Below are 14,956 nucleotides of genomic sequence, written 5' to 3' on the forward strand. Positions count from 1 at the left end.
AAGCCCCCCGCACGCCCCCTCCATCCCGTCCCCGAGGTCATCCGGACCCATGGCACCCGTAACACGCGCCTCCCTGGCGGATACCGTCCTCTCCCATCTCCTGGCCCCCTGGTGCCTGCGCGCCATGCCCCGGACCACCCCGGAGCAGCGCCTGGCCCGGGCCGTCTGGTGCCGGGACCACTGCGCCACCTTCGCCGGGCGCTGGATCCTCGTCGCCTTCGGCCTGTGGCTGGTGCAGATCTCCCCCCTGGGGTTCCTCTTCGTCTGGGGTCCGGTGCCGGTGCTGGCCCTGCTGTTCCCCCTGGCCTTTATCCTGGGCATCGGCCATCTGGTGGCCCAGATCGTGTCCCAGAAACGGGCCGGTCCGCCCCCCATCGACCCGCCGGTGGAGCAGGACGGGGACCGGCACCGGGACTGATCCCCCGGGGCGGGTGAGGGGCGTTTCCGGGGCCCCTCCCACCCAGGGTGCGACCCGTCCCCGCCCTGAGCAGGTCAGACCGGCCGGTCCGCCTGCGCGGCGTTGCCCCGGTCCATGCGCCGGATGGCCTGGGTGCCCTCCGAGGCCAGGTGCTCGAGCCGGTCGATCTGGGCATCCAGCCGGGGCAGGGCCTCGCGGCGGTAGCGGGACACCTCGTCGATGGCCCCCACCACGTCCGCGAAGGCCTGCTCCAGCTTTTCCATGTCCAGCACCGTGGAGGCCGCCCGGTTCTGGATCTCCACCCCCTGACCGCGCAGGGCCTGGGCGGTACCGGCGATGAGGTCGGAGGTGGTGGTGTTCAGGGCCTCCACCCGGTCCAGCACCAGGCGCTGGTTGGCCAGGGCCAGGGCCACGGTCACCGCCACGTTGAGGGCGGAGACGGTGACGTTGATGGCCCGGTCCACGCCGCGCATGAGCTCGCGGTTGTTGCGGATCACCACCTCCAGGGCCAGGATCCCCTGCTGGCTCACGGTGAGCTGCTGCTGCAGGTCCACAATGCGCTGGCGCAGGGGGAAGAGCAGTTCCTCCTGCAGGAAGCGCTTCTGCCCATCCCCGTCCTCCCATTCCGCGATCTTCTCCGTCAGCCGCCGGTCGATGAGCCGCCCCAGGGCCACCTGGCGGCGGAGCTGCTCCAGACTCTCCCGCAGGGACTGCTGGTCATCCGCCAGGGTGAGGTTGTCCCGGTGCAGCATGTCCCGCCCCGCCTCCAGGTCCTTGAGGATATGGTCCAGGGCCTCCTGGGCGGTCTCAAACTTGTGGAAGTAGCGCTTGATGGGGGAGGCCATCCCCGGCAGCCGGGACAACAGGCCGGCCAGGCCGCGGCCCTGGAGGTTATGCCGTTTCGGGTCCAGGGCCTCCATGCGTTCCCGCAGGGACAGCAGGGTTTGGGCCACCGGACCGCCTTCGTCCCCCTGGTGGGCCAGCTTGCGCAGGGGGGTCTTGAGCATCTCGCTGCGGTGGGCCGCCTGGCGCTGCACCTCCAGCCCCATCTCGTCCACCGCCTGGCGCTGACGCGGATCCCCGTTCCCCGCCAGCACCTGCTCCAGGAACCCTTCCGCCCGCTGCACCAGTTCCGGGTCGTCCTCGATGCCCCCGGGATCGCTCTCCTCCTTCACCCGGGATTCGATCTCCTGCGCCGGGGGCAGGGAGAGATTGAGGGCATCGCCCCCGGCATCGTCCTGCGCTGTACTCATGGACCACCTCGTTGACAGGGCCGGCCCGGGGCCGGCTGGAAAGGGAAGGGCGGGCCGCCGTCCGCAGGCGTCGGAAGGCCTTCCGGCGGCATTCAGGAAGAATGGTCGTAGCGGTGGGCCTGGTCCACGAAGCGGCGCAGGTCCTCCAGGGCCTGTTCCGCCGCCACGCCGGCCCGGGGGCGCTGGGTGTTCAGCGCCGATACCGCCACCGCGGCGTCATCCAGGGCGGTGAGGGCGGCCTCGTTGCGGGCCTTCAGCTCCCGCAGGCGGGCCTCCGTGGTCTCCACCAGTTCCATGCGCCGCTCCAGGGCCCGGCGCTCCCCGTCGGCCAGGGCCGGTTGCGCCAGGCGGCGGCGCACCTCTTCGGTGTCCACCCCCAGGATGCCCCGGGCCACCGAGGCCATGGTGTGGAGTTGATCCACGCCGGACCAGGCCACCTCCCCCACCAGTTTGCGGGAGCGCTCATGGGTCAGCTCCCGGGGGTCGAACTTGCCGTCCAGGAGCTGGTTCACATGGCCGTAGCGGGTATAGAGCCGGTCCGCCTGGGGGGCCAGGTCCGGGCGGCGGGCCTGCAGCAGCCGCCCCTTGGCCTCGCACAGGGCGAGGACAACGTCATCGGCGTCCACCGGTGGTCGTTGCGGGTCCAGCACCGCCAGGCCCGCCTCCCGGGCCTTCTGTTCCTGTTCTGCCCGTTCCCGCTCGGCGGCGGCCCGGGCCCGGGCCTCCCGCTGGCGTCGCGCCCGGCGCGCCCGCCCGCGACGCCAGGCCCGCTCCACCGGGATCTCCACGGCGATGGCCAGCAGACCGGCCACCCAGCCCCCCAGGGAGGCCCCGAAACCGCCCCACAGGGAGGTGAGCCAGAGCACCAGGGCGAGGAAGGGGAACAGCAGCCAGTAGCGCAGCAGCACCTGCCAGCGGCGCGGCGGATCGATGGGCAGCGCCAGGCGCGGCTCCATCAGCCCCAGGATCAGCCAGGGCAGGCAGGAGAGGAAGAGACCGTAGGCGAAGCCTTGGAGAAATGCGAACATGAAGGGGAGTGTACCGAATCCATCCCTTCTGGCCAGGGGATAGATCCACTATCATTCCAGAATGAGTCCGGATCATCCCACGTCATCGCCCCCTTCGCCCCCGGGATTGCCCCTGCCCAGGTTGCTGGAGGCCGCCGTGGAGCAGTCCTTCAACGCCGTGGTGATCACCACGGCGGACCTGGAGCCGCCGGGGCCGCGCATCGTCTATGTCAACCCCGCCTTCGTGCGCATGACGGGCTATCCCGCCGAGGAGCTGTACGGCCGCAATCCGCGCCTCCTGCAGGGGCCCCGTACCCAGCCCGAGACCATCCAGCGGTTGCGCGAATGCCTGCGGGAGGGGCGCTATTTCCAGGGCAGCACCGTGAATTACCGCAAGGATGGCACCTCCTACTACGTGGAGTGGAACATCTCCCCGGTGCGCGATGAGAACGGGCAGGTGGCCTATTTTGTCTCGGTGCAGCGGGACATCTCCGAGCAGGTGGCGGCCGAGGACCGCTACGATCTCATGGCCTCGGCCCTGGAGGTGAACTCCGATCAGGTGGTGATGACCGACCGGGAGGGGCGGATCGTCTATGTCAATGCCGCCTTCGAGGAGCGCACGGGGTATCGCCGTGAGGAGGTGCTGGGGGAGAACCCCCGCCTGCTCCAGTCCGGCCACCACGACCAAGAGTTCTACCGCGAGCTCTGGTCCACCGTGAAGGGGGGAGCCCCCTTTCGTGCCACCTTCGTCAACCGCGCCAGGGACGGCACCCTGTTCCACCTGGAGCAGACCATCACACCGGTGCGCAACCGCCTGAAGGAGATCACCCACTTTCTGAGCATCGGCAAGGACATCAGCGAGCGGGTGCACATGGAGCAGGCCCTGCGCCGCATGGCCACCATGGACCTGCTCACCGGCCTGCCCAACCGCAGCTTCGGCGAGCAGATCCTGGAGCGGGAATGGAACCGGGCCTGCCGCTATGGTGAGATCTTCAGCGTCATCATGGCGGATATCGATCACTTCAAGGCCATCAACGATCATTATGGCCATGGAGTGGGGGATCAGATCCTCACCCGGGTGGGTCAGCAGCTGCGCAAACTCACCCGGGATTCGGATTTCGCCATCCGCTGGGGCGGCGAGGAGTTCCTTATCCTGGTGCCCAAGGCCGACGCCAAGGCCGCCTGCGGGCTGGCCGAACGCATCCGCGCGGGGGTGGCCGGCGAGACCCATGACCCGGTGGGGCGGATTACACTGAGTCTGGGGGTGGCCGGTTACCGGGGGGGGGATTCCCGCAAGCGCCTGCTGCGGCGGGCGGACGACGCCCTCTACCGGGCCAAGGAGAACGGCCGCAACCGCATCGAATGTGCCTGATAACGGTCCGGTTTCCCGCCGCCCCGCTTCCCCGTTAGACTCCGGGGCCAGTCACCGCCGGAGCGCGCCGTAACGGGCAACCCGGGCGCACCGGCGCATCATCCGATCCATTGCGCATAGTAAGGAGGCCATCCATGGGGTTTGCACTGTCCGACATGCAGGTGAAGAGCACGGCCTTCGCCGACGGCGGGGCCATCCCCGCGCGCCACAGCGGCGAGGGGGAGGATGTCTCCCCGGCCCTGGCCTGGTCCGGGGCCCCGGCGGGCACCCGCAGCTTCGCCGTGATCTGCCATGATCCCGATGCCCCGCTGGTCTCCCCCCGGGGGACCTACGGGTTCGTGCACTGGGTGCTCTACAACATCCCTGCCACGGTGCAGGAACTCCCGGAAGGGGTGCAGGACTACACCGCCGGGGGCACCGATTTTGGCCGCACCGGCTACGGCGGCCCCATGCCCCCCCAGGGCCATGGCACCCACCGTTACTACTTCTGGGTGCTGGCCCTGGAGCGGGAGCCGGACCTGCCCGAGGGTCTGGGACTGTGGGAACTGCTGGCGCAGGTGGAGCCCGCCATCCTGGGCATGAACCGCCTCACGGGGCTCTATCGCCGGGACTGAGGCCGTCCCCGCGGTTTCCACGACCGGATAGGCAAAAGGGCCGTCCCGGGAGACCGGGGCGGCCCTTTTTGGAGATCGAACGCGTCGGGCGCTGTCAGAAGCTCAAAAAGCGCACGTCGTCATTGATCATGTACTCGCCCATCTCCTGGGGCGTGGCGGCACCCACGCCGTCGATGAGATCGTCCCGGGTGAAGTCGCTGTTGGGCAGGAACAGGGCGCAGACATCCACCTGGGCGCCGCCCTTCATCACCTTCTGCAGGATCTGCTGGGCGTTGGCGTCGGGGCCCTTGAAGGTGGGGCCTTCAAACGCGGTGGTGCCCATCTCTCCGGCCTGGTCGCAGAGCAGGATGCGCACGTCGGCGCCGCGCTGCACCAGCTGGCCGGTGAGGATCATGGCCATGGCCTGGGTCTGGGCGTCGCCCGTGGTCACCGTCACCAGCACCTTGTTGTCGTCCTTCGCCTGGGCCAGGGGCATCAGGCCCAGGGCCACGAGGGCGGTGATGGCGATGAGACCGTTCTTGAAGCGTTGCATGGTTCGGTGTCTCCTGATCGTGGAAAGAAACATCACCATATCACCAAGTGCTGATGTATGTCTTGTGGTCCGTACCGGCACGATCCCGTTGGCCGGACCGGTTTGGATGCACCGCAGGAGTCTGGGAGAATCGGGGCCACACCGTCGCCTTGAGACCGCCTGCCATGTTCAAGTTCCTGACGCTGCTGCTGATCCTGCTCTTCGCCTGGTGGCGTTTCCGGCGCTGGTGGCGGCTGCGCCTGGCCCGGGCCCGGGGCGAGCCGCCGCCGCCCGAGGCCGGGGTGCGGCCCATCACCCTCCTGAGCCTGGCCCTTTTGGGGGGCTACGGCGGCTTCCTGCTCTGGCATCTCTTTGCCCGGGGCTGAGGGCCGCCTTCGCCTTCAGCCTTCCCGGTGTCCGCCGCGATGGCGCCCGATCCAGCGCCGGGCGGCCCCGGCCCCGGCACGGGCGGTCTGGTCCAGCACCTGCCGCCAGGGGCCCCGGGCCCCCTGCTGCATCACCCGCAGGGCGCGGCAGCGCCGGGCCTGGTCCCCATGGGCCGCCAGCAGGGCGAGGATGCGTTCCACATGGAAGACCGTATGCGCATGATCCAGGCGCGCCGCCACCAGGCGCTCCAGGGGGATCTCCAGGTCCGCGGCCACGGCCTCCATGGCCTGGCGCATGGCCCGTTCCTTGGGCCGCCGGGGGGCGTCGGTATCATAGGGCGGGTCCCATTCCCGCACCGGCGACAGGCGGTCCACATGGCTCACCACCCCCAGCAGCGGCGGGGCGGGGCGGGTGGTCTCCTGGTGCCAGTGCTGGCGCAGGGCCTGCAGGGCGCGGCGGTCCAAGGCCCGGTCGGCGCGGTGGGCGGCGCTCACCCAGAGGATGCCGTCGGCCTGGTCGGCCTGGTCCACCAGGGTGGCGATCCCTTCACTGCCTTCCAGGGCGGGGGTGTCGATGAGCACGGCCCCGGGCAGATCCGCCGTCTCCAGGGTGTGCCCCGCGGGCAGGCGGGTGGCCGGCAGCACGTCCACCCCGGCCACCGTGCGTCCGGTGAGGGCGTTGATGAGGCTGGACTTGCCCGCCTGGCCCGCTCCCGCCACCAGGATGCGCACCGGCCCCGGGGGCACGTCCACCGGCACCCCCGGCCCCGCGGCCCGCTCCAGGGCGGCCTCGTCCAGGGCCCCGGCCTGGGCCTGCAGCCGTCCGGAGTAGAGCTCGATGGCGGCCCGGCCCACTTCCTCCACCCAGATGCGGCCCCCGCGGCGGCGCAGCTCGTCCCCGGCCTCGTCCAGCAGGTTGGAGAACAGGCGCTCCCGGGTCTCCGCCAGCACCGCCCCCATGGGGTTCACCAGGCGGGCGGCGCGGTACACCCAGGCCGCCCCGCGGAACCACTTCAGCCCCGTGCGGGCCGCCGGCTGGAACTCCCATAGCCGCACCAGACGGCTCACCCGGATCAGGTGGGCGCCGGGCACCCGGTCCAGCAGCACCCGGCGCAGGCGCACGCTCACCCGCTCGGTGACCAGCAGGGCCTCGGGCAGGGTGAAGCGCCACACCGGATGGCGTTCCTCCGGATGGTAGTGGGCGGCCACCGTGGCGATGGTGCGCCGGGCCACCGCCAGCAGATCCCGGTAGCGGGTGACGATGGCCGGGTCCACCTCCGCGGCCAGGGCCTGCACCGCGGCCCAGGCGGCCAGGTCCCGCTGCGACCAGTCCGCATCCGGCGGCGAGACCGCCCCTTCCGGGACATCGTCCGGCTCCGCGGGGGAGGGCGGCCCCTGCAGCCATCGGGACAGGCCGTAGCCCACCAGGCCCAGGACCGCGCCGGCCCCCAGCCAGTACAGCAGCCAGCCCTGCTGCCAGAGCCAGAGGGCCCCCAGGGGCATGAGCACCAGCAGGGGCAGCAGCAGCACGGCCGCGGTGGCCAGCAGCGTCCACAGGCGGGTTCCGTCCCTCATGCGCTCCGATCCCCCGGCCTCGCTGCACCGGGGCCGGCTCCCCGCCGCCGGAACAGGTCATGGGCCTCCCGCAGCGCCCCGCGGTAGGCCGCCCGCACCCCCTGGGGGTCCTCCATGCCCCGGCGGCGGGTCTCCAGGTAGTACGAGGCGGCCCGGCCCAGGGCGTAGGTCACCGAGGCACTGGCCACCCCGGCGGCGGTGGCCCCCACCACCTGGCCATAGCCGGGCACCAGCTTGCCCACCTGCCGCGCCGCGAAGCCGGCACCGATGCCCAGCAGGGTGCCCGTCCCCAGGGAGGCGGCGAAGGTCCGCAGGGCGGACCGGTCCCAGGGGACGGCGTGAAAGGTGGCGATGGTGTGCAGCATGCGCCCCTGCACCGTGGGCACGGCCACCGTGCCCACCATGGGGAACACGTCGGCGGCCCCGGCGGCGAGGGCATAGCCCAGGATATGCGGCCGCAGCCGGGCCGCCCGTCCCGCCCGTGCCTCCCCGGCCAGGTCCCGGATCCACCCCGCCCGACCGTCGGCACAGCCGGCGTCCAGGGCGTCCAGCAGGCCCTCCAGGCCGTATCCCGGATCGCTGAACCCCTCCTCCGGCGGGGTGAGATCCACCGCCGCCACATGCACCGGGCCGTCCCCCGGCAGTGCACGGAAGGCCCGGGCCTGCACCTCCAGGGCCCGGCGCAGGTCCGCCAGGTCCGGGTCCCCGGCCAGGGCGGCGGTATCGGGGTGGTCACGGCCGTCCGGGTAGCCGTCGTGCAGCCGGGTCTGCACCAGCACCACGGGCCAGTGGGGATGGCGCCGGCGCACCGCCCGCAGCACCTCCAGCACGGCCTCCTGGTGCGGATCCATGGCCTGGGCCACGGCCACCACCGCATGGGCCCGGCCCTCCAGCAGCGCCAGGTCCCCGGCGGGATCGTAGTCCGTCTCCTCCAGCCCGCGGGTGTCGAGAAAACGCACCACCGGCGCCTCCGGCGGGAACTCGTGGAGGCGCGATGCCCGCGTGCAGGGGGTGAAGGCATTGCCGATGGCGATGTCCGCATCCCCCGTGACGGCGCGCACGATGGAACTCTTGCCCGACTGCACCTTGCCCAGCAGCCACAGCACCGGGGCCTCGGCCCGGGCCTGTTCCCGGATGCGCTCATCCAGCTCCGGCGCGGGGGCCGCACCGGTCACGGCGTCCAGCAGGCGTCGCCAGGATGGGGTGGGGGGCAAGGGGCCTCCGTGGGGGAAGGGGTTGGGATTCGTACAGGTACGCGGATCAAACCCTATCTTTGCAGAGGCCGGCGCCAGGTATCCAGCGGTGATGCGGCATCTTGCCTTCGATACCGCTTTTCGGGTACAGCCTGGGATGGATTCCGTTGAAAGCCCCAGGACCAGGAGACCCCCCATGCCCGAGCATCCCGGTAACCGTATCTTGGAGCGCCGCATGACGCGGCGTGACTTCCTCTGGCTGATGTCCGCCGCCTCCGCCGGGGTGGTGGTGCCGGCGCTCCACGGCTGCGCCACCGACCCGGTCACCGGGGAGCAGCGGCTCATGCTCATGTCCGAGGCCCAGGAGATCGCCATCGACCGGCAGCAGGCGCCGCACCAGTTCTCCAGCGACTACGGGGTGCTGCGGGATGCCAGCGTCACCGCCTACGTGAAGGAGGTGGGCATGGGCGTGGCGCGGGTGTCGCACCGGCCGGACATGCCCTATGACCATCATGTGGTGAACGCGAACTACATCAATGCCTATACCTTCCCCGCCGGCAGCATGGCCTGCACCCGGGGGATCATGGTGGAGCTGGAGGACGAGGCGGAGCTGGCGGCCCTGCTGGGGCACGAGACGGGGCATGTGAACGCGCGCCATGCGGGGCGCCGCTATACCAAGGGGGTGCTGGCCTCCCTGGCCCTGGGGGGGCTGGGCATCGCGGCGGCACAGTCGGAGCAGCTCTCGGGGTACAGCAATCTCATCTATGCGGTGAGCGCCGTGGGGGCCACGGCCCTGCTGGCCCACTACAGCCGCGAGAACGAGCGCGAGGCGGACGCCCTGGGGCTGGAGTACATGGTGAAGGCGGGGCACAACCCCGAGGGGATGGTGGGGCTGATGGACCATTTGCGGGCCATGTCCGACCATGAGCCCAACGCCATCGAGACCATGTTCTCCACCCACCCCATGAGCCAGGAGCGCTATGACACGGCGCGGCGGGAGGCCCGGCAACGCTATGGCGCCGCCCGGGACCGGGCCACGCGCCGCGAGCGCTACATGGACCATACCGCCAGCCTGCGCCGCCTCAAGCCGGTGATCGAGACGGAGCGGGAAGGGGAGGCCCTGATGGCCAAGGAACGCCCCGCCGAAGCGGCGGAACGCTTCGGCGGGGCCCTCAAGCGCGAGCCCCAGGACTACCCCGGCCTGGTGCTCATGGCCAAGGCCCAGTCGGCCCAGGGGCGGCACCGGGAGGCGCAGCGCTATCTGGAGGCCGCCCGCGAGGCCTATCCCGGGGAGGGCCAGGCCATCCACCTGAGCGGGGTGAACCAGCTGGCCCTGGACCGTCCGGAGGCGGCCCTGGCGCAGTTCCGGCGCTACGAGCAACTGCTGCCCGGCAATCCCAACACCGTCTTCCTGCAGGGGGTGGCTTATGAGGGCATGCAGGACCGGCGCAGGGCGGCGGTGCACTACCAGCGCTATCTGGAGCAGGTGGGCACGGCGACGCCCCAGGGCCGGTTTGCCCTGCAGCGGTTGCAGCAATGGCAATAGCTCCGTCGTCGTGGCCTGGGCGGGTGCGGGCGGGTACACTGTCGGGCCCTTTGCAGCCCGAATGCATCATCCGCAGCACATCCTCAAGGAGACCGAGCCCGTGCCTTCCTATCTCGATGAATTCCACAGTCAGGATCACGGCGGCGTGCGCGTGTCGCGCCGTCAGGCCAGCCGCTTCGCCAAGGAGGTGGCGGGGGATTTCAACCCCATCCACGACGAGGACGCCAAGCGCTTCTGTGTGCCGGGGGACCTGCTGTTCTGCCTGGTGCTGGCCCACTACGGTGTCAGCCGCCGCATGGCCTTCACCTTCCAGAACATGGTGGGGGAGGACGTGGCGCTTTGCTTCCCGGAGACGGAGGCGCCGCATCTGGCCATCGCCGATGCCGCCGGCAAGGTGTACCTGGAGGTGGAGCGGGAAGGGGAGACCTCCCGGGATGCCGCCCTGGTGGGACAGCTGACCCGGGACTACGCCGCCTTCTCCGGGCAGAACTTCCCCCATGTGCTGGTGCCGCTGATGAAGTCCCAGGGGGTGATGGTGAACCCGCAGCGGCCCCTGGTGTTCTACAACAGCATGGCCTTCGAGTTCGGCCAATGGCCCGTGGCCGGGGCGCCGCAGCTGGTCTTCTCCGGGGCCGATCTTCGCGTCAACGGCAAGCGCGGGGACGTGGACCTGAACTTCGATCTGGTCCTGGATGACCGGGTGGTGGGCCGCGGCTGCAAGAAGCTGGTGCTCTCCGGCCTGCGGCCCTTCGAGCAGGAGGTGATGGATGCGCTGGTGCAACAGTACGATGGCTGGAAGGCGGCCTACCAGGCGGCCTGACGGCGGCCGAAGGACTGCGGGAGGGCAGGGGTATGAGTCTTGAGAAGGTGGTCTTCGGTTTCTTCATCATTCTGGCCCTGACCCTGAACTTCGGCTTCGTGCTGGGTCAGTTCTACTACCCGGAACACCACAACACCTACGAGCTGCTGGCGGTGATCCTGGTGAACCTGGTGGCCACCGTGCTCAAGTTCGGGGACCGCACCCAGACCGGGGCCCTGCTTCTGGCCAGTTCCCTGGTGGCGGACCTGCAGTTGCTGACGGCGGCGGTGGTCTGGGGCTACGCCGCCCAGGTGCATGCCCAGGGGGTGGACATGACCATGATGGCCACCATCGTCTCCCTGGCCGCCGGCGCCCTGCTGGCCAATGTGGTCTCGGCCGTGCTGGTGATCATCGACACCGTCAACCTGCGGCGCTGAGGGCCGCGGCGGGCCCGCCCCATGGACAAGGTCGTCTTCCTCTTCCTGCGGCGCATGCGCAAGCCGCTGCTGATCCTCATCGGCGCCTACACCGTGGCGGGCCTGGGGATGATCCTCATCCCCGGGGAGGACCCCCAGGGCAATCCCTGGCGCATGGACATCTTCCACGCCCTGTATTTCCTCAGCTACACCGCCACCACCATCGGCTTCGGGGAACTGCCCCATCCCTTCAATGCCGCCCAGCGCATGTGGGTGATGGGTTCCATCTATCTCACCGTGGTGGCCTGGCTCTACGCCATCGGCAAGATCCTCTCCCTGATCCAGGACCCGGCCTTCAACCAGGCCCTGCGGACCCAGTCCTTCGAGCGCGCGGTGGGGCGCATCTGCGATCCCTTCTACATCGTCTGCGGCTACGGGGATACGGGCTCGATGCTGGTGAAGGCCCTGGTGCACCGCGGTCACGGCGCCGTGGTGCTGGACTGGAACGGCGAGCGCATCAACGACCTGGAACTGGCGGACCTGCAGGTGCATGTGCCGGGGCTGCGGGGGGACGCGGCCCTGTCCTCCAACCTGGTGGCCTGCGGCCTGTACCACCCCTGCTGCCGGGGGGTGGTGGCGGTGACCGACAACGACGAGACCAACCTCAAGATCGCCATCACCGGCAAGCTGCTCAACGAGCGCCTGCCGGTGATCTGCCGCGCCCACAACGCCGCCACGCGGGAGAACATGCTCTCCTTCGGTGCGGATCATGTGGTCAATCCCTTCGATGCCTTCGGCGAACGCCTGGCGCTGGCCCTGCGCTCCCCGGGGCTGTATCTGCTGCATGAATGGCTCACCAGCGTGCCGGGCACGCCCCTGCCATTGCCGGTGGATCCGCCCCGGGGGCACTGGGTGATCGTGGGCTTCGGCCGCCTGGGGCAGTCGGTGCGCCGGGGTCTGCTGGCCCAGGGGCTGACCACCGTGGTGGTGGAGCACGATGCCGGGCGCGCCCGTTGCGACGGGCCCTGCATCCAGGGGCGGGGCACCGAGGCGGACGTGCTGCGGGAGGCCGGCATCGAGCACGCCGCCGGGCTGGTGGCGGGCACGGACCGGGACAGCCACAACCTCTCCTGCCTGATGACGGCCCGCGACCTGAACCCGGACCTGTTTGTGGTGGCGCGGCAGAACCAGCGGGACAACCAGGCCCTGTTCCGTGCCGCCTCCCCGGACCTGCTCATGCGTCCCGGGGAGATGATCGCCGAGGCCATCCTGGCCCACCTGAGCACGCCGCTGCTGGCGCGGTTCCTGGCCCTCGCCCGCCATCGCGACCAGGACTGGGCCGACGCCCTCATCGCCCGCATCGGCGGCATCACCGGCGAGGTGGTGCCGGAGGTGTGGATGATCCGCATCGATCCCGACGGGGCCCCGGCCCTGGTCACCTTGCTGGAGGAACGCAGCGTCACCCTGGGGGCGCTTCTGGAGGCCGGTCAGCGCCGCCACTCGGGTTCGGACTGTGTGGCCCTGATGTGGATGCGCGGCGAGGAGGTGGTGCTCACCCCGGAAGCGGAGTGCCCCCTGGCCACGGAGGATCGCCTGTTGTTGTGCAGCCGCCCCCGGGTGGCGGACCGCTTCCGGCAGCTGTTGCAGGATACCCGGGCCCTGCGCTATCTGGTGACCGGGGAGAGCCGGCCTGAAGGGCTGCTCTGGCATCGGCTCGCCCGGCACGGGCGCGGCGGCGCGTCCAACACGGCAGAATGAGAGAGGAGCCCACCATGAGCAAAGATTCCAACAGAGGTTCCCGCCTGGACCGGGTGGTGGCTGAGAGTCAGCGCCAGCGCCAGGAACGGGAACAGGGCTATCGGGCCCGGGCCCTGAAGATGTATCCCTGGGTGTGCGGCCGCTGCGGCCGTACCTTCGACCACCGCAACGTGCACGAGCTCACCGTGCATCACCGGGACCACAATCACGACAACAATCCGCTGGACGGGTCCAACTGGGAGCTGTTGTGCGTCTACTGCCACGACAACGAGCACCAGCGCCTCATCGAGGCGGCCCGCGGAGGGAGCGGTGATGGCCCCGCGGGGGCCCGGGGCGCCACCCATAACCCCTTCGCCGCCCTGGGGGATCTGCTCAAGGGGGAGGGGGACGACGGAAAGTCCCTGTAAAGCGTCGTCTTGACCGGCCTGTGGCCGCGGCGTAGCTTCCCAGGGAGATCCCCACCGGAGGCAGGCCATGGGTGCGCAATTGGATGTGAAGATGCTCGAGGGGCTGATGATCATCGCCGTGGTGATCGTCTTCGGTCTGTGGCAGTTCCGTTCCCTGCGCCGGGACCGCGAGGAACTGCAGCGGCGCAAGGCGGAGCGGGAGAAGGGACAGGATCAGCGATAGCCCGGCGACGGCGTTCCCCGGGGCAGTCCCCTCCGGGGGCGGCCCCACCCAGACAGGAAGCGTTCAAGGAGCCAGCATGAGAATCCTCATCACCGGCGGTACCGGCTTTGTCGGTGCCCGTCTCATCCAGCGTCTGCAGCCCCAGGGGCACACCTTCGTCGTCCTCACACGCAGTGTGGCCAGTGCCCGGCGCCGTCTGGGCAACGGCAATCACCTGGAGTTCGTCCCCTGGGACGCCCGTTCCCCGCTCCCGCCGGAGGTGCTGGCGGAGGTGGACGCGGCGGTGAACCTGGTGGGGGAGAGCATCGCCGCCCGCCGCTGGACGCCGCAGCAGAAGAAACGCATCCTGCAGTCCCGCATCGAACCCACCCGCGCCCTGGTGGAGGGCATCAACCGGCACGCCCCCCGTTGCCGCGTGCTGGTCTCCGCCTCCGCCATCGGTTATTACCCGGTGAACCGCCCCGGGGCCATGGACGAGGACACCCCCCCGGCGGAGGGCTTCATGGCCCGCATCTGCCGGGACTGGGAGGCGGAGGCCCGGAACGTGAAAGACGGGGTGCGCCTGGTGATCCCGCGCATCGGTGTGGTCCTGGGGCGTGGCGGCGGGGTCATCGACCGCCTCCTGCCCATCTTCAGGATGGGGCTCGGAGGCCCCGTGGGCAACGGCCGGCAGGTGATGAGCTGGATCCACGTGGATGATCTGGCCGGGATCCTGGACCGGGCCCTGAAGGACGAGGCCATGCAGGGGGTCTATAACGCCGTGGCCCCCCATCCGGTGACGAACCGGGACTTCTCCCGCGCCTTCGGACGCGCCCTGGGGCGGCCCGCGCTGCTGCCGGTGCCCGCCTTCGTGCTGCGCGCGGCCATGGGGGAGATGGCCACCATCGTGCTGGATTCCCAGGAGGTCTCGGGGCAGCGGATCCAGGAGGCCGGCTACGACTTCCTCTATCCGCGCATCGAGCATGCCCTGGCCGAGGTCGCCGATGGCTGAGGAGGGGACGGCGATGGTGATCCGGCATCCCGATCCCCTGGCCATCCTGCTGCAGGCCCTGCCGGCGGTGGGGCTGGTGGGGTACGGCACCTTTTTCCTGCGCCAGACCCTGGTGGGGTATCCGCCGCCTCCGGCCAACCTGGCCATCCTGGTGCTGCTGGCGGTCATGCTGGGCTATGCCCTGTGGAAGCTCTCCCCACTGACGGTGTACCGCTTCCACCATTCGCCGGCCCGGGTGCACATCCAGCAACTGGGGATCACCGGCCTGCGTCCCGTGCTGGAGCATGACCTGTCCCAGGTACAGCGCATCAGCATCGAGCGCTATCCCTTCGGCCGGGGCCATCGCTACGTGGTCTGCCTGCACCTGAGGGACGGGCGGCGCATCATCGACGGCCTGCCGGATGCCGTCTCCCCCGAGCCCATCCACGATTTCGCCGTGCGCGTGGCCCGGTTCTACGGCCTGGCCCCGGGGCCGGGGGCCTAGAAC

The 14,956-nt window shown here is 70.4% G+C and carries 17 protein-coding genes; 12 read left to right on the forward strand and 5 right to left on the reverse strand.

Annotation, left to right across the window (positions count from 1 at the left end; genetic code table 11):
* Window positions 1–49: 49 nt before the first annotated feature.
* Window positions 50–418, forward strand: a complete 369-nt coding sequence (locus tag CKO33_RS08025) for a hypothetical protein (protein WP_200181227.1) — start codon at window positions 50–52, stop codon at window positions 416–418.
* Window positions 419–492: 74 nt separating this feature from the next.
* Here the strand turns inward: CKO33_RS08025 and CKO33_RS08030 are convergent, their stop codons facing one another.
* A complete protein-coding gene (locus tag CKO33_RS08030; RefSeq protein ID WP_200181229.1) occupies window positions 493–1,671 on the reverse strand; it encodes a toxic anion resistance protein in 1,179 nt (392 codons plus the stop codon).
* A 92-nt stretch (window positions 1,672–1,763) separates the two neighbouring features.
* The gene (locus tag CKO33_RS08035) at window positions 1,764–2,699 is read right to left on the reverse strand and encodes a cobyrinic acid a,c-diamide synthase (RefSeq protein WP_200181231.1); all 936 of its coding nucleotides are present in this window, start codon (window positions 2,697–2,699) and stop codon (window positions 1,764–1,766) included.
* 61 nt (window positions 2,700–2,760) lie between these two features.
* Between CKO33_RS08035 and CKO33_RS08040 the strand changes: the two genes are divergently transcribed.
* Complete coding sequence (locus CKO33_RS08040; RefSeq protein WP_200181238.1) at window positions 2,761–4,050, forward strand: sensor domain-containing diguanylate cyclase; 1,290 nt, start codon at window positions 2,761–2,763, stop codon at window positions 4,048–4,050.
* Between the two features lie 134 nt (window positions 4,051–4,184).
* Window positions 4,185–4,664: a YbhB/YbcL family Raf kinase inhibitor-like protein gene (locus CKO33_RS08045; RefSeq protein ID WP_200181240.1), complete on the forward strand. Its 480-nt coding sequence runs from the start codon at window positions 4,185–4,187 to the stop codon at window positions 4,662–4,664.
* Between the two features lie 94 nt (window positions 4,665–4,758).
* Here the strand turns inward: CKO33_RS08045 and CKO33_RS08050 are convergent, their stop codons facing one another.
* On the reverse strand, window positions 4,759–5,196 hold the full coding sequence (locus tag CKO33_RS08050) for a DsrE family protein (RefSeq protein WP_200181242.1): 438 nt from the start codon (window positions 5,194–5,196) through the stop codon (window positions 4,759–4,761).
* A gap of 164 nt (window positions 5,197–5,360) precedes the next feature.
* On the opposite strand from CKO33_RS08050, the gene CKO33_RS08055 reads away from it, so the two are divergent.
* Window positions 5,361–5,561, forward strand: coding sequence for a hypothetical protein (locus CKO33_RS08055; protein WP_200181244.1), 201 nt, complete (start codon window positions 5,361–5,363; stop codon window positions 5,559–5,561).
* A 15-nt stretch (window positions 5,562–5,576) separates the two neighbouring features.
* Here the strand turns inward: CKO33_RS08055 and CKO33_RS13865 are convergent, their stop codons facing one another.
* Both CKO33_RS13865 and CKO33_RS08065 read right to left on the reverse strand, forming a co-directional pair.
* Complete coding sequence (locus tag CKO33_RS13865; protein WP_200181253.1) at window positions 5,577–7,136, reverse strand: GTPase family protein; 1,560 nt, start codon at window positions 7,134–7,136, stop codon at window positions 5,577–5,579.
* The gene (locus CKO33_RS08065) at window positions 7,133–8,350 is read right to left on the reverse strand and encodes a YcjF family protein (RefSeq protein WP_242472539.1); all 1,218 of its coding nucleotides are present in this window, start codon (window positions 8,348–8,350) and stop codon (window positions 7,133–7,135) included. Before CKO33_RS08065 ends, CKO33_RS13865 begins: the two co-directional genes overlap by 4 nt.
* Before the next feature lie 175 nt (window positions 8,351–8,525).
* On the opposite strand from CKO33_RS08065, the gene CKO33_RS08070 reads away from it, so the two are divergent.
* The 8 genes from CKO33_RS08070 to CKO33_RS08105 all read left to right on the forward strand — a co-directional run bounded on the left by CKO33_RS08070 (window position 8,526) and on the right by CKO33_RS08105 (window position 14,953).
* Window positions 8,526–9,875 (forward strand): M48 family metalloprotease, encoded by a 1,350-nt coding sequence (locus CKO33_RS08070; RefSeq protein ID WP_200181262.1) that lies wholly within the window; start codon window positions 8,526–8,528, stop codon window positions 9,873–9,875.
* A 61-nt stretch (window positions 9,876–9,936) separates the two neighbouring features.
* Entirely contained in the window at window positions 9,937–10,695 is a 759-nt protein-coding gene (locus CKO33_RS08075; RefSeq protein ID WP_200181264.1) for a DUF3581 domain-containing protein, read from the forward strand.
* A gap of 32 nt (window positions 10,696–10,727) precedes the next feature.
* Window positions 10,728–11,111 carry a DUF6394 family protein gene (locus CKO33_RS08080; RefSeq protein WP_090486025.1) on the forward strand — a complete coding sequence of 128 codons (384 nt, stop codon included), beginning with the start codon at window positions 10,728–10,730 and terminating at the stop codon, window positions 11,109–11,111.
* Between the two features lie 21 nt (window positions 11,112–11,132).
* On the forward strand, window positions 11,133–12,848 hold the full coding sequence (locus tag CKO33_RS08085) for a potassium channel family protein (RefSeq protein ID WP_200181266.1): 1,716 nt from the start codon (window positions 11,133–11,135) through the stop codon (window positions 12,846–12,848).
* 14 nt (window positions 12,849–12,862) lie between these two features.
* On the forward strand, window positions 12,863–13,255 hold the full coding sequence (locus CKO33_RS08090) for a YajD family HNH nuclease (protein WP_200181268.1): 393 nt from the start codon (window positions 12,863–12,865) through the stop codon (window positions 13,253–13,255).
* Between the two features lie 67 nt (window positions 13,256–13,322).
* Window positions 13,323–13,478 (forward strand): hypothetical protein, encoded by a 156-nt coding sequence (locus tag CKO33_RS08095; protein WP_200181270.1) that lies wholly within the window; start codon window positions 13,323–13,325, stop codon window positions 13,476–13,478.
* 76 nt (window positions 13,479–13,554) lie between these two features.
* Entirely contained in the window at window positions 13,555–14,469 is a 915-nt protein-coding gene (locus CKO33_RS08100; protein WP_200181272.1) for a TIGR01777 family oxidoreductase, read from the forward strand.
* Complete coding sequence (locus CKO33_RS08105) at window positions 14,462–14,953, forward strand: hypothetical protein (RefSeq protein WP_200181273.1); 492 nt, start codon at window positions 14,462–14,464, stop codon at window positions 14,951–14,953. Before CKO33_RS08100 ends, CKO33_RS08105 begins: the two co-directional genes overlap by 8 nt.
* Window positions 14,954–14,956: the final 3 nt, after the last annotated feature.

It is taken from the genome of Ectothiorhodospira mobilis (genome assembly GCF_016584115.1).
Taxonomy (GTDB): Bacteria; Pseudomonadota; Gammaproteobacteria; order Ectothiorhodospirales; family Ectothiorhodospiraceae; genus Ectothiorhodospira; species Ectothiorhodospira mobilis.